The sequence below is a fragment of the Mangrovimonas sp. YM274 genome (assembly GCF_030908385.1).
Classification (GTDB): Bacteria; Bacteroidota; Bacteroidia; order Flavobacteriales; family Flavobacteriaceae; genus Mangrovimonas_A.
Genome location: NZ_CP133091.1, coordinates 1,437,885 through 1,452,420 on the forward strand (window position 1 = coordinate 1,437,885; position 14,536 = coordinate 1,452,420).

Genomic DNA, 14,536 nt, shown 5'->3' on the forward strand with positions numbered 1-14,536 from the left:
TAAAACATTCGGGGAATTGTTTACTTTTGCAGAGAATTTTGGTTCCGTTAAACTTAATTGTACGGATTAAAAGGGAATCTGGTGTAAGTCCAGAGCTGTTCCCGCAACTGTAAGCATAGTGTCCAACATATTTGGACATCTCTTTTAGAAAAGAGTTACTGTTCACTTCATTAACCACTGGTGAAAACTGGGAAGGTAAAACAGTAAAATGCAAGTCAGGAGACCTGCCAATTTCATAACTAGATATAAAACTTTTCGGGAAAAAGAGTTTTAACACTATGAAACAGGCTTTAATATACATCACGGTTCTCCTAGCAGGGTTTAGTTCTTATGCTCAGTCTACATTGGACTCTTTGCAACAATTGGATGAAATAGTTGTAAAGACGGATACCTATTTAAAAACATTTTCCAACACTCAATCGGTGTCAACTCTTAAGGACAGTGTTTTGGTGCGAAGTGCTTCCTCGTTAACAGACGTTCTCAATTTGAATAGTTTTGTTTACTTCAAGGAAAATGGGCTGGGAATGGTGTCTTCGGCGGCCTTTAGGGGAACTACGGCGCAGCAAACGGCAGTAGTTTGGAATGGCATCAATATCAATTCCCAGTTTAATGGTCAGACAGATTTTAATACCATCAACATTAGAAATTTTGATGAGATTGATGTGAGGAGTGGAGGGGGAAGTGTCCTATACGGAAGTGGTGCTATTGGAGGGTCAATTCATCTTAACAATGTATTGCATTTTGATGAGGGCTTTAACAATAGTTTGTTAGCCCGTTACGGAAGCTTTGAAACTGTGGATGTCGCTTATCAATCAGGATATTCCAATGACCGAATAAGTGTGAATGCCGTGTTAAGTAGAACAAGTTCTGAAAATGATTACGACTTTGTAGATAGTGAGAAATCCAATTTGAATGGAGAATTTTACAACACTAGTTTTTCGGCTACCATTGGTTATAAATTAAGTTATAGAAGCTTTCTCAAGTTTTATAGTTATGTGTTTGATGGTGATAGACATTTTTCTTTGCAAAACCCCACAGAAACCCCTACAAAATACAAGGATTTCAATACTAGAGATATGTTGGAATGGGATGTATTCTTTGGAAGTTTTAGGTCTAATGTCAAGTTGGCTTATATCACAGAGCGGTTTAAGTATTTTGGTAATATAGCTTCGGATTCCTATACTTTTGGTGAAGCGAAATCCCTTATTGGAAAATACCAATTGGGATATAAAATAGCCAAGGAAACTTATCTCCAAGGCGTGTTGGATGTGACGCATACCAATGGCGAAGGCTCCAGCATTCATGAAAATGAACGCACCATTACAGGTGGAAGTTTGTTGTGGAAACAGGCTATTAAAAAGTTCTTTTACGAAGCAACGATAAGAAAGGAAGTCACTCAAAATTACGACAGTCCATTGTTGTTTAGCCTAGGACTTCAATATAAATTCAACAAAGTATACACACTTAATCTTAATGCTTCCAAAAACTACAGAATTCCTACTTACAATGACTTGTTTTGGGCAGGAAGTGCTAACCCAAATTTAAATCCAGAAACGTCTTATCAATTTGAGATTGGTAATGATATTTCCTTTAAAAATGGGACGTTTTCTCTTGTAGGGTTTTATAACGATATAACCGATATGATTAGATGGCTTCCAAATGGTTCAAACTGGAAGCCTAGTAATACAGATCATGTTTTGACTTATGGTTTAGAATCAAGTTTGGAATATCAAAGGAGCTTTAAAGAGCATGAAATGTCATTGAACGTCGGGTATGCTTACACAAAATCCGAAGATCAAGCTACCAAAAAACAGTTAACCTATGTGCCTTACCATAAAGCTTTTGGTGGATTGGGATATCATTATAAAAGACTCAATGCTTACTGGCAAAGCGTATTTACAGGAGAGGTTTTCATGCTTTCAGATAACAATCCAAGGTATGTTTTAGACCGTTATTGGTTACATAATGCTGGTGTAGAATATGGCTTAGGTAAAGCCCCATCTTGGACAATGGGAATTCAAATTAAAAATATTTTGAACAAAAACTACCAAAGTGTAGCCAACCGCTACATGCCTGGTACCAATTATAACCTTTATTTAAACTTTAATTTTTAAACAATGAAAAATATATTTAAGTTTTTAGCTCTGTTTTTGTCTATGGGGCTATTTTTAACATCTTGTAGCAGCGATGAAGATGACTCCGTTAACTTGCCTGTAGAAGAAGGACAGTATGAAAATGGCATCCTAGTATTGGCCGAAGGGGGGAGTCTTTCTGGTTCGGTTTCCTTTGTGGCAGATGATTACAGTTATTATGAAAACAGCATTTTTTATGGTGTCAATTCAGAGGAATTAGGCACTTATGTACAATCAATGGGATTCCACGACGGTAAAGGGTATATTGTAACGGATAACAATACCATTAATGTGATAGATAGATATACATTTGAAAAAGACGTGACCATTACTTCGGGATTATCATTGCCACGTTATATAGCCTTCGCCAATGGGAAGGGGTATGTTACCAATTGGGGAGACGGATTTATTGGTGATGATGATTTTGTAGCAGTTATCGATTTAGCTACTAATTCTGTAGAAACCACGATTCCTGTGGGGGAAGGCCCAGAGCAAATTATTGCTGTTGGAGATAAATTATTTGTGACCCATAAAGGAGGTTATTCTACCAATAACATTGTTTCGGTGATAAATACTACCGACAATGCTGTAGAAACTATTGAAGTGTATGACAACCCAGATGAAATTGTGCTTAGTACTTCAGGGGATTTGATTGTGTTGTCCGAAGGTGCTACAATTTATGATGAAAGTTGGGCCGTAGTAGGGTATACTCAAGGTGCGATAACTAGAATAGATCCTTCAAGCAATACAGTAGTTTCCGAAATTCCTTTTGAAGAAGGAAACAGTCCAAACTTGATGAGCTATGCCAATGGGGCTATTTATTTTCAAATGGGAGGACAAATTTTTGAGATGTCGGAATATGATACTGCATTACCTACAACCGCAATTGTAGATATAACCGCAATGTCTCCATACGGATTTAATGTGAAAGATGGAATCGGGTATATAGCCGATGCCAAAGATTTCGATTCGTTGGGTGATCTATTGATTTACGATTTGGCAACAGGTAATTTAATCAATACAATAGAAGTGGGTCTTGCAGCTTCTAAGGTTTACTTTAACTAAAAGGAATAAAATAGATAAAAAAAATGGCCGCTCATTAGCGGCCATTTTTTATTTAAAAGGAGAGTGATCGTGGTCTAAATACATAAAGTCATTAAAAGGATCTTTGTCTATTTCAGCCTTAATTGGTTTTAGTAATGGTTTTTGTGTGGAAGGAGCCAATCTTCCCGAGCTTCCAAAAATATCCGCTAAAGCGGCTGCCAAAAGGGGTTCGTTAACATCTCCCAAGGTGCCTAGGTTCAAGGCACTTTCCACGACTTCAATATCTGGAACCAATCCGCTGGAAGGTACCGCCTCATCAAGGGAATTGATAGATTGTGCGACCAAAGGTTGAAGAGCATAAGTATGGTTAGGGTTTCTGTTTTGTGCTGTAAAGTTTGGAGAATCATATACCGTAATAGAGGCTTGGCTTTTTCCAACCGTTTCATCCCCAACTACAACAACATTAATGTAAGGTTTTAAACTGTTAATGACCAATTCGCTTGCCGATGCCGTACGAGCAGAGGTTATTACGTATACTTTGCTTAGATTTAGTTGATTAATGCCAATGCCGCTGAAACTATCTTTAAATTCGTATGTGGAATTTTGAGATTGAAGGTCACTGTTATAAATAAGTTTGGAAAAGTTTTGGCCTGTAAATTGACCAGTTATCATACTTCCTAAAAGTGATGCTGTATTTACAGACCCACCAGGGTTGTAACGAAAATCCAAGATTAAGTGCTGTACATTGCTTGCCTGAAATTCTGCAAAGGCATTGTTGAGGTGGCTATCGTAATTATTGTTGAATCGATTGTACATTAAGTAGCCCACATTTTCTCCATTCACTTCCAAAATATTGGAAATATAAACGGGGTTTTCATTATAAACAACTTTGGTAAGGCTTGTGCTTTGCCCATTAGACGCTACAAAGTCGTCTTCAGTCTCGGGGGTGCCATTATCATTATAGTCTACAAATCCCAAAGTGTAACTTTGTTGGTTTAAAAGCTCATTGTAATTATCAATATTCATAAGGGTACCGTCAACCGAGTTAAAGATTTGTCCTCTTTGTAAACCTGCTGCAGACGCTTCACTGTCATTTAAAACCATTCTGATGATTCCGATAACATTCGAAGAATTTTCGGGAAATTCATAAAGTGAAAACTGAAGGCCATTACTGTACGAAACCCCGTCAAAACTTTGTTCCAAGGCAATATAGTCGTCTACAATAACACTGAACCTGTCAACGGTTTCGCGTTGGAATATTAAACTTTCAAACAATTCTTCAGGGGAGAAGAAGCTGTTGAGGTAGTTGCCGTATTCTTCATTGGAGGAAAATCGGTCGTTGGCTAAATCTGGGATTTCATCCTTGTATAAATACCAAAAGTTCATGCCTTTCCACACAAAATCATTGACATTGCTAGACAAGACAATATTATCGTCTCTATCGTCAAAACAGCTGCTTACTGTAAAAAGTACCAAAGCCAAAAGGCTAAATTTTAAAATCTTCATAGGCTATTTTTAAGATGTCGCTTAATTGTATACATCACAAATAAGCTTCAAAGTAGGTTAATACGCTCTAAATTTACTTACATTAAAGTAAATTAAAAAATATAAATTGTTCCTAAACCATAAGTGTACAACCCATAGACACAGGTGTTTGTTGCGTAATTGAAAAAATATTTTTTACCGTGTAACAAAATTTATAGTATATCGTCGTAATGATAGAAAGCGATAGTAAACCGTTTTCGACTGACCAAACCAAATAATGACACAGAGTGATTTTGTACATATTGTAATGCCTTTAAAGGATAAGGTTTTTAGACTGGCAAAGCGTTTGTTGGTGTCTAAAGAAGAGGCTGAGGATGCTACTCAAGAGATTTTTGTGAAGTTGTGGAACAACAAACAGAAAATGGCCGAGTATAAAAATATAGAAGCATTTTCTATGACCATGACCAAAAACTTTTGCTTGGATCGCTTAAAATCTAAACAAGCACAAAACCTGAAGATTGTACATAGCAATTACCAAGATCATAATGTGGCGTTGCAAAGGGAAGTTGAAGTTAGGGATAGCATGAGTTGGGTGTCCAAAATCATGGCGGAATTACCCGAACAACAACAAATTATCATACAGCTTAGAGATATTGAGGGGTATGAATTTAGTGAGATTGCCAAAGTAGTAGACATGAATGAAACCGCCATTAGAGTGGCGTTGTCTAGGGCAAGGAAAACAATAAGAGAAAAATTAACACATACGCACAGTTATGGTATTAAATAGTATAGAGCGGTTGCTGGAAAAGTACGATAATGGAGAGACTAGCTTGAGAGAAGAGGAGCAGTTAAAGGCCTATTTTGCTCAAGAAGATGTGCCTCCACATTTAGAGTCTTACAAAGTAATGTTCCAGTATTTTGACGCTACAAAACAAGAGCAGTTTACCAAGGACGTTCCATTAAAACCTAAGAAATATCAATTGTATAGATGGATTTCGGTCGCGGCAGTAGCAGTTCTTATGGTATCGGTGTATATGCTTACCGATACAAAACAAGGGTTGGATAGCCTTAGCCATGAGGAGCTAATGGCCTACAACCAAACAATGGAAGCTCTTAACCTGGTATCTACAAAATTTAACAAAGGTGCCAGTAGTTTAAATGCCTTGACATTGGTCTCTGATAATTTGGAGAAGGGTGTTGAGTCTATGAACTATGTAGGAGAGTTTTCAGAAACAACAAATAAGATTTTTAACCTGAGTAATTAAGAAAAGAAACAAGATTATGAAAAGATTAGCGCGTTTTAGCACATACGTAAACCAAATACATACTATGGGCAAGAGTTTAGTAATAATGGTGGCTTTGGCATTGTTGCCAGTGCTGTCATTCGGACAAAGTATTTTTGATAAATACGAAGACCAAGACGGAGTTACTTCTGTTATTGTCAACCAAAAAATGTTTAGCATGTTGGCAAGTGTCAATGTGGATTTGGATGACCCAGAAGCACAACAATTTATGGATATGGCCAAAAGAATTACAGGTTTAAAGGTGTTTACTACAGATAATATGGCGGTGTCCAAAGATATGAATGCAACCGTGAACAGTTATCTTAAAAGCTCTAGTTTGCAGGAGTTAATGAGAATTAAAGATGGTGATCAGACGGTAAAATTTTATGTGAAGGAAGGAAAGGATGAAAACCACGTAAAGGAATTGTTGATGTTCATCAACGGACTTAAAGAATACACTAAAGATGCAGACATCACTATTAATGGTGAGAAACGTGAAGTTGAAACGGTACTATTGTCCTTAACAGGAGACATTGATTTGCGTCAAATTTCAAAATTGACCAATAGTATGAATGTCCCTGGAGGTGAGCATTTGGAAAAAGCTGGTAAGAAAAATTAAGATTATGATACCATCAATCAAAAATAGCATCTGGTTGGTAGCTTTGGTTATAGCTTTATTAAGCTGTAGCCAAGGACCAACCTTGCAAACCTATTACGTAGATAGCGAACTGAAACCAGGATTTACTTCTATAGATGTCCCTACTAGCTTTTTGAATATCGAAGAAACCTCTTTAACCGAGGAACAGAAAGAAGCTTATGAGTCGGTTGATAAATTGAATATGCTGGCCTTTGTAGTATCCGACTCCAATAGAACGGAATACGAAACTGAGGTAGCAAAGGTAAAGACCATCTTAAAGGATCCTAAATACGAAGAACTTATTAGAGGAGGAAATTCTACCGACGGACATTTTGTAGTAAAGTATCTTGGAGAGGAAACCAATATCGATGAATTGGTGCTTTTTGGAGATTCCAACGACAAAGGATTTGCCATTATTAGAGTTTTGGGAGATAACATGAACATTAACAAAATCATGAAATTGTCTACAGTGTTGGAAAATGCAGATTTGGAAGATGCCGAAATCAGTAAGTTTGCCGAAATGTTCAAGTAGAAGAACAAAAAATCACACATAAAAAAATCACCTTGATTCCAAGGTGATTTTTTTATTTATAGATGTAATACTATTTTATTTTGATTGTTTATCAGAAAGAAGCATCACACAGAAATAGGCGATGAAAGATCCAAAACTGATAAACAATAATAGTTTGATCATGAAATTGTCCAAAATGTCAAAAAGCCCCGAGATAAAAAATCCAGCAGCAATCACAGCTGTAAAAATTACGGATAGGACATTTTTGTTCATAATCTCTTAAGTCAAATTAAATACCAGTATAATTAGATGGTGTGATTACTTTTAATTCGTCCTTGATTTCTTCAGACACCTCTAAGGTATCAATAAAATTTGAAATAGACGTTTGAGTAATCCTTTCATTGGTTCTGGTAAGGCCTTTTAAAGCTTCGTAAGGATTAGGATAGCCTTCTCTTCTCAAAATAGTTTGAATAGCTTCAGCAACTACCGCCCAGTTGTTTTCCAGGTCTTGCGCAAACTTAGCATCGTTCAACAATAGTTTGTTCAATCCTTTCAACGTAGCTTTAAATCCAATGATGGTATGTCCAAAAGGAACCCCAACATTACGTAAAACGGTACTGTCAGTCAAGTCTCTTTGTAGACGAGAAATAGGTAATTTAGCCGCCAAGTGCTCAAAAATAGCATTGGCAATTCCTAAGTTTCCTTCAGAGTTTTCAAAATCAATTGGGTTAACTTTATGTGGCATTGCGCTACTTCCAACTTCTCCTTTTTTGATTTTTTGCTTGAAATAGTCCATAGATACATACGTCCAGATATCTCTGTCCAAATCAATCAAGATGTTGTTGATTCTTTTCAAGGTGTCAAAAAGAGCTGCCATGTGATCGTAATGCTCAATTTGAGTCGTTGGGAAGGAGTGATACAATCCTAATTTCTTCTGTACAAACTGCCCTCCAAATTCTTTCCAGTCAATATTTGGGTAAGCTACTTTGTGGGCATTGTAGTTTCCTGTAGCACCACCAAATTTAGCCGCACTTGGGATATCGTTCAATAAAGCCAATTGTTCTTCAAGACGTACTACAAATACGTTAATTTCCTTACCTAAACGCGTAGGTGATGCTGGCTGACCGTGAGTTCTTGCCAACATCGGGATGTCTGCCCATTCCTCTACAAGTTCCTTTAATTTGTTTACAACACTAAAATATTCAGGAACGTAAACGTCGTTCATGGCTTCCTTGATGCTTAAAGGAATAGCCGTGTTGTTGATATCTTGAGACGTTAAGCCAAAGTGGATAAACTCCTTGTATTTGGCAATGTCAAGAGCATCAAACTGTTCTTTGATAAAATATTCAACAGCCTTAACGTCGTGATTGGTAATGCTTTCAATGTCTTTAATTTTAAGAGCATCTTCCGATGAGAAATTTAGGTAAATAGCTCTTAACTTATCAAATAGCGTGATGTCAAAATCGGCAAGTTGGGGTAGAGGAATTTCGCAAAGCGCGATAAAATATTCAATTTCTACCTGAACGCGATATTTAATAAGCGCTTCTTCAGAAAAATATGGAGCAAGCGCTTCTGCTTTACTTCGGTATCTCCCATCAATTGGAGAGATGGCATTTAATGGTGATAAAGACATGATGTATGTTTTTTTAGAAGTTGCAAAGATAATCTTTTTAGGTGTAAGACCGAAGTGCAGATTATGAAGTTTTTGGAAGAATTGGGGCGACTTTTCTTTACAAAATCTAAGATTTTATTTTTTTGAGAATATGCCGTGCTCGGGCTTTATATCCTGCACTTTGCAATTGAAAATCACGCTCCAAGATCATGGCAAGTTCCGGATGGATCCAATCGTAATCTTTGCCTAACAGAAAAAGGGTATGCATGGCATAGGCCTTTGGAGCAATTTTTTGATCATTGATCATGTAGTCAAAGCAGACTTCAATAATGCGTTCCCTATGGGTTGGGGACAATTCGGTTTGGATCCGGTTTGGAGTTTTGTCGTAATAGGCTTTAATCAGGTATTCACATACTTTGGCCACAGGCCTTACAGCCGAATCCAAATGCACTTTACCCATATCTTCCGTAAACCTATCTAGGAATGGAATCAAAGCCTCCAAATCTTCTCCTCCTACAAACTCCAATACCCAAGCGGCCCTACAGGAAACCTTGTCATCTACCATAAACAAAATATCCAATAATTTAGGAATAAGTGTAGGGGTAGAGATTACCAAATTGGCATAGTACAAGCGCTTTTCGCGGGAATGGTTGACAAAATTTAATTCGTCGTAGAGTTGAGCTGAAGTCACTATTTATTGCTATTTTTAAATCCTAAAAATAACTAAAATGAAAATATTCAAGAAAATCTTATTGGTACTTTTAGTCCTTGTTGTTGTGGCTCAGTTTTTTGGTCCTGAAAAGAATGAGGGAGACCTTGCTTCTTTGGAGCCTTTTTTAACTGAAACCAATCCTCCGGAAGATGTAAAAGTCATTTTAAAGGAAAGTTGTTATGACTGTCATAGTGATGTAACTAAGTATCCTTGGTATAACAATATTACGCCAGTGAATTTTTGGATGGGAGAGCATGTAGAAGATGGTAAGAAACATTTGAATTTCTCTGCTTGGAATGACTATTCTGTGAAGAAAAAGGACCATAAATTGGATGAATTGATAGAAGAAGTTGAAGAAGGCAAAATGCCATTACCATCCTATACTTGGACTCATGGTGAAGCCAACCTTACCGAGGCCCAAATAATAGCACTTAACTCTTGGGCCAAGCAATTGCGCAACCAATACCAAGCTCAAATTACCAGCAACGATTAATGAAACAACTGCTTATTATCGGCTTCGTGTGGCCCGAACCCAAAAGTTCGGCGGCAGGAAGCCGCATGATGCAATTAATTTTTAGTTTTCTTCAACAGAATTACCAAATCACCTTTGCCACGGCAACGGCTAAAACCGATAATGCTTTTGATTTAGAAAGCATTGGTGTTACAGTAAAAGCCATAGAGCTGAACAGCTCAAGTTTTGACACTTTTGTCAAGGAATTGCATCCCGATATTGTGTTGTTCGATCGGTTTTTGGCTGAGGAACAATTCGGTTGGCGGGTAGCAGAGCACTGCCCAAACGCTCTACGTATTTTGGATACTGAAGATTTGCATTGTCTACGCCGCGGAAGGCATCAAGCTTTAAAAGAAGCTAAGGAATTTGACAATGGTTATCTGTTCAACGACACAGCAAAAAGGGAAATAGCCAGTATCTATCGCTGTGATTTAAGTTTGATCATTTCAGAAGTAGAAATGGACTTGCTTACTGAAACATTCAAAATAGACCCTTCATTATTGTATTATTTACCGTTTCTTCTGGATGAAATCCCAGAGGATACTTTAAGAAATTTACCTTCGTTTGAAGAGCGGCAAGATTTTGTAAGTATTGGCAATTTCCTGCATGAGCCTAATTACAATATGGTGTTGTATTTAAAAACTGCTATTTGGCCATTGATAAGAAAGCAATTGTCTAATGCAGAATTACATGTCTATGGTGCCTATCCCTCCCAAAAAGTGTTTCAGTTATATAATGAAAAAGAAGGCTTTTTAATTAAGGGAGCAGCTGCCGAAGTCGATGAGGTCATGCAAAGTGCCAAAGTGTGTTTGGTTCCTCTGCAATTTGGCGCGGGACTTAAGGGGAAATTAATAGATGCTATGATCAATGGTACACCTTGTGTGATGAGCCCAATTGCAGCCGAGGGGATGTTTGGCCAATTGTCACCGAATGGTTTTATTGCGGTAACACCTCAAGAATTTGCAGACCAAGCAGTGTGTTTGTACAATGATAAAGTGGTCTGGGAGCAGAGCCAAGAACAAGGTTTTCAATGTCTTGAAAAGCGATTTATGAAATCCCAATTTGAAATACTTTTTATGAACCGGATAGAGGAACTATTAAAAACTTTGCCTCTTCACAGACAACAAAACTTTATTGGCTACATGTTATTACACCACAGTATGCAAAGTACCAAGTTTATGAGCAAGTGGATAGAAGCTAAAAATGCATAGATTTTTTACAACATTTAGACTTTTACATATTTTTTAATGGTTTTTGCTTAAATCTTATTTTAGAGAGGGGATAATTGCTGAATTTTTAATGTAAATTTACAGTAAATTTTTACAAAGCATTTGTGATCCCAAAAATACATATATTCCTATTTCTAGTTATTCTACCTATTTTTTGTGCTGCCCAAGGTAATGTGCCTCCTTCCATTGAAGCTGTAGGAGATCAGGATTACTGTCCTTTATCACAAATAAATATTGTTACCAGTTTTGATATTGTAGATCCGGACGATACCAGCGTTGAGGCACTCTACATTCAAATATCTACGGGCTATCAGCAAGGTATTGATAATTTGGTGTTAACAGGAAGTCACCCAAACATTTCTACAAGTTGGGATGCCAATCAAGGAAAATTGACCTTGAGTGGAGTGGGAACTTCAGAGCCAACTTATACCGATTTAATTGCGGCTGTTAGTGATGTGATGTATCAAAGCAACACGGCCAATGTGTCTGGGGAAAAGTACTTTTCATTTACCGTTGGAGATGCCAACTATTTACCCTCTACGGGGCATTATTATGAATACGTTCCAAATTTAGGAATCACGTGGACAGTGGCAAAAGCTGCTGCGGAAAGTAGCACATATTATGGGCTTCAAGGGTATTTGGCCACCATAACATCTGCCGAAGAAGCGCAATTATCTGGAGAACAAGCTGCAGGGGCAGGTTGGATAGGGGGTAGTGATGTAGAGTCCGAAGGGACTTGGAAATGGATGACAGGGCCAGAAGAAGGTATGGTATTTTGGAATGGCGGCGTGAATGGATCTACACCCAACTATGCTTTTTGGAACACAGGAGAGCCCAATAATTTGAACAATGAAGATTATGCCCATGTCACAGCTCCGGGGGTTGGTGTTCCTGGATCTTGGAATGATTTACCTAATGCGGGTGATCCTGCTGGAGCGGGAGATTATCAGCCTAAAGGATATATAGTGGAATATGGAGGCATGCCGGGCGATCCAGAAGTTGATATTTCAGCCAGTACCAAAATTACCATTCCTGAAATTGTGAATGTTGTTGGGGCTGCGGTTTGTGGTTCGGGTTCCGTGGAATTAGAAGCCGTTTCTTCAGGTGGGACGGTGTTATGGTTTGATGATCCCAATGGGACTTCTATTGCTTCTGGATTGACCTTTGTTACTCCAGAAATTTCAGAAACGACTACTTATTATGTGCTAGCTTCCATAAACGGTTGCCCAAATGGGGTAAAAGAACCTGTTGTTGCATCGGTGGTTGAAATTCCTACCATAACAGATTATAATGATGCCATTATTTGTGGAGTATCTGGGAGTGGCGTACTTAGCGCAACCCCTTCTCAAGGAACGGTTTTTTGGTATGATGCCATGGTTGGTGGTAATGTAGTTGGGACAGGAAGTACTTTTACAACACCAGAACTTAGTGATACCACAACATTTTATGCTGAAGCCCAAAATAACGGATGTACAAGTGTAAATAGAGTTCCCGTAACCTTGACGGTTCAGGATACACCATCACCTATAGCAGATGCGGAACAAGTTTTCTGTAGCCTTGAAAATGCTACCATTGCAAATTTGCTGGTTGAAGGAACAGCCGTTGCTTGGTATGCTTCGGATACAGGCGGAACGCCTTTGGCGACTTCCCAAAACTTAGAGAATGGCACGAGCTATTATGCCTCCCAAACTATTGATGGTTGCGAAAGTTCTATTCGTACTATGGTGACGGTAGTTCTTTTTGAAACGCCTCAGGTACCAAATGATATATCGGTTTTGGAAGTTTGTGATTCCAATTTGGATGGTGATGATACTAATGGTGTGTCAAGTTTCGATTTAACCCAAAATGAATCTGTGATTTTGGATGGAGCCCCAGCTTCAGAGTATGGTTTCTCATATTTTTTGGATGCGGCATTTTCTCAGGAAATCTTAACTCCTGAAAATTTTGAAAATACAGTTGCTAATACTCAAGCTATTTATGTTCGCGTTACCAATTTGCAGGAGGGTGGCTGTTATTCGGAAGGAAGTTTTGATATTCAAGTAAATGCTTTGCCAGACGTTGTTTCAAGTTTGGTGTTTAAAAATTGCGATGAAGATGGATTGGCGGATGGCTATACTAATTTCAACCTGAATGAAATTAATGAAGTTTTGGTTAACGGAAGTTCAGAAGTTTTTGAAATTTCGTATCACTTGACTTTTGACAATGCCAATGATGGCATTGAGGCAGTTAATCCCGTGCCATTCAATAATTCTGTTTCGGAAGAAGTGTTTGCAAGGGTGGTTTCAGAAAATGGGTGTTTTCGGGTTTCAACCATTACATTAGAGGTGTCCACAACTTCGTTTCAGGACGGTTATATGGAAACTTTAGAGTATTGTGATGACGATGGTGATGGCTTTTATGAATTCGATTTAAGCCAGATGTCACAGGTATTTTTGGACCAATTTCCAGCAGGACAAAATTTAAGTGTTCATTACTATCGAAATCTAGCAGATGCCCAACTGGAGCAAAATGAAATCGATGCCTCCATACCTTATACCAACGAAACTCCTGATGCCCAATTATTGTATGTAAGGGTTGAAAGCGATGACAATGGTGACTGTTTTGGGATTGGACCTCACTTGATGTTGGAAGTCTATACTTTGCCTCAATTTGATACCGACGATGAAGTCATTTACTGTTTGGAAGGAGATCCTGTTACCTTGATGGTGACAAACCCAAATGGTAGTTACACCTATGAGTGGACAGATAGCAGTGGTACAGTTATTTCTAATACACCTTCGGTTTCTGTTGCTTCGGGAGGAATGTACTCGGTAGTTGCGACTTCGGAATATGGTTGTCAATCAGAACCGAGTGTGGTAACAGTCATAGAATCTTCGGTTGCAGAATTGGATGAGGAAGATATAACGATTCAGGATTTTTCAAATAATAATACCGTTTCTATAAATCCCAATGGTTTGGGGATAGGGGATTATGAATACGCCTTGGATGATGAGTTGTCTGGTTTCCATGACGACCCTTATTTTGATGGTGTTGCTGCAGGAGAGCATATCTTGTATGTTAGGGATAAGAATGGTTGCGGCATCGCCCAATTGGAGATTTTTGTGGTAGGTTATGCGAAGTTTTTTAGTCCGAATGGAGATACTTATAACGATGTCTGGAATATCAAAGGATTTAATGAAGCCTATTCTGAAAAATCTACCGTTAATATTTTTGACCGCTACGGAAAGCTTATGGCCGTAATCAAGCCTTCAGGAACGGGCTGGGATGGCACCTTTAACGGCCTAGCTTTGCCAGCTTCCGATTATTGGTTTGAAGCTCAATTGATACGTTTAAATGGGCAAACTAGAACCTTAAGAGGGCATTTTAGCCTTTTAAGATAG

The 14,536-nt window shown here is 38.2% G+C and carries 13 protein-coding genes and 1 riboswitch; of the genes, 9 read left to right on the top strand and 4 right to left on the bottom strand.

Going from position 1 to position 14,536, the window contains the following annotated elements; translation table 11 throughout:
* The first annotated feature begins 22 nt into the window (after window positions 1–22).
* A riboswitch (cobalamin riboswitch) is annotated at window positions 23–247 on the top strand.
* A gap of 31 nt (window positions 248–278) precedes the next feature.
* Window positions 279–2,114, top strand: coding sequence for a TonB-dependent siderophore receptor (locus tag RBH95_RS06290; RefSeq protein ID WP_307901832.1), 1,836 nt, complete (start codon window positions 279–281; stop codon window positions 2,112–2,114).
* Between the two features lie 3 nt (window positions 2,115–2,117).
* Window positions 2,118–3,197 (top strand): YncE family protein, encoded by a 1,080-nt coding sequence (locus RBH95_RS06295; RefSeq protein ID WP_307901833.1) that lies wholly within the window; start codon window positions 2,118–2,120, stop codon window positions 3,195–3,197.
* A gap of 48 nt (window positions 3,198–3,245) precedes the next feature.
* Here RBH95_RS06295 and RBH95_RS06300 read toward each other — a convergent pair whose 3' ends face one another.
* On the bottom strand, window positions 3,246–4,682 hold the full coding sequence (locus tag RBH95_RS06300) for a S41 family peptidase (RefSeq protein WP_307901834.1): 1,437 nt from the start codon (window positions 4,680–4,682) through the stop codon (window positions 3,246–3,248).
* Window positions 4,683–4,938: 256 nt separating this feature from the next.
* On the opposite strand from RBH95_RS06300, the gene RBH95_RS06305 reads away from it, so the two are divergent.
* Genes RBH95_RS06305 through RBH95_RS06320 form a run of 4 tightly spaced genes read left to right on the top strand, consistent with a single transcriptional unit; the run spans window position 4,939 to window position 7,113 of the window.
* On the top strand, window positions 4,939–5,448 hold the full coding sequence (locus RBH95_RS06305) for an RNA polymerase sigma factor (protein WP_307901835.1): 510 nt from the start codon (window positions 4,939–4,941) through the stop codon (window positions 5,446–5,448).
* A complete protein-coding gene (locus RBH95_RS06310) occupies window positions 5,435–5,926 on the top strand; it encodes a hypothetical protein (RefSeq protein ID WP_307901836.1) in 492 nt (163 codons plus the stop codon). Before RBH95_RS06305 ends, RBH95_RS06310 begins: the two co-directional genes overlap by 14 nt.
* A gap of 16 nt (window positions 5,927–5,942) precedes the next feature.
* Complete coding sequence (locus tag RBH95_RS06315; protein ID WP_307901837.1) at window positions 5,943–6,563, top strand: DUF4252 domain-containing protein; 621 nt, start codon at window positions 5,943–5,945, stop codon at window positions 6,561–6,563.
* A gap of 4 nt (window positions 6,564–6,567) precedes the next feature.
* Window positions 6,568–7,113 (top strand): DUF4252 domain-containing protein, encoded by a 546-nt coding sequence (locus RBH95_RS06320; protein ID WP_307901838.1) that lies wholly within the window; start codon window positions 6,568–6,570, stop codon window positions 7,111–7,113.
* Window positions 7,114–7,188: 75 nt separating this feature from the next.
* Here RBH95_RS06320 and RBH95_RS06325 read toward each other — a convergent pair whose 3' ends face one another.
* The 3 genes from RBH95_RS06325 to RBH95_RS06335 all read right to left on the bottom strand — a co-directional run bounded on the left by RBH95_RS06325 (window position 7,189) and on the right by RBH95_RS06335 (window position 9,395).
* A complete protein-coding gene (locus RBH95_RS06325) occupies window positions 7,189–7,365 on the bottom strand; it encodes a hypothetical protein (protein WP_307901839.1) in 177 nt (58 codons plus the stop codon).
* Between the two features lie 16 nt (window positions 7,366–7,381).
* Entirely contained in the window at window positions 7,382–8,725 is a 1,344-nt protein-coding gene (gene purB / locus RBH95_RS06330) for an adenylosuccinate lyase (RefSeq protein WP_307901840.1), read from the bottom strand.
* 106 nt (window positions 8,726–8,831) lie between these two features.
* On the bottom strand, window positions 8,832–9,395 hold the full coding sequence (locus RBH95_RS06335; RefSeq protein ID WP_307901841.1) for an adenylosuccinate lyase: 564 nt from the start codon (window positions 9,393–9,395) through the stop codon (window positions 8,832–8,834).
* 37 nt (window positions 9,396–9,432) lie between these two features.
* Between RBH95_RS06335 and RBH95_RS06340 the strand changes: the two genes are divergently transcribed.
* The 3 genes from RBH95_RS06340 to RBH95_RS06350 all read left to right on the top strand — a co-directional run bounded on the left by RBH95_RS06340 (window position 9,433) and on the right by RBH95_RS06350 (window position 14,536).
* A complete protein-coding gene (locus RBH95_RS06340; RefSeq protein ID WP_307901842.1) occupies window positions 9,433–9,909 on the top strand; it encodes a heme-binding domain-containing protein in 477 nt (158 codons plus the stop codon).
* The gene (locus RBH95_RS06345) at window positions 9,909–11,138 is read left to right on the top strand and encodes a glycosyltransferase family 4 protein (protein WP_307901843.1); all 1,230 of its coding nucleotides are present in this window, start codon (window positions 9,909–9,911) and stop codon (window positions 11,136–11,138) included. The genes RBH95_RS06340 and RBH95_RS06345 overlap by 1 nt, the downstream gene beginning before the upstream one ends.
* Window positions 11,139–11,260: 122 nt before the next feature.
* The gene (locus RBH95_RS06350) at window positions 11,261–14,536 is read left to right on the top strand and encodes a T9SS type B sorting domain-containing protein (RefSeq protein ID WP_307901844.1); all 3,276 of its coding nucleotides are present in this window, start codon (window positions 11,261–11,263) and stop codon (window positions 14,534–14,536) included.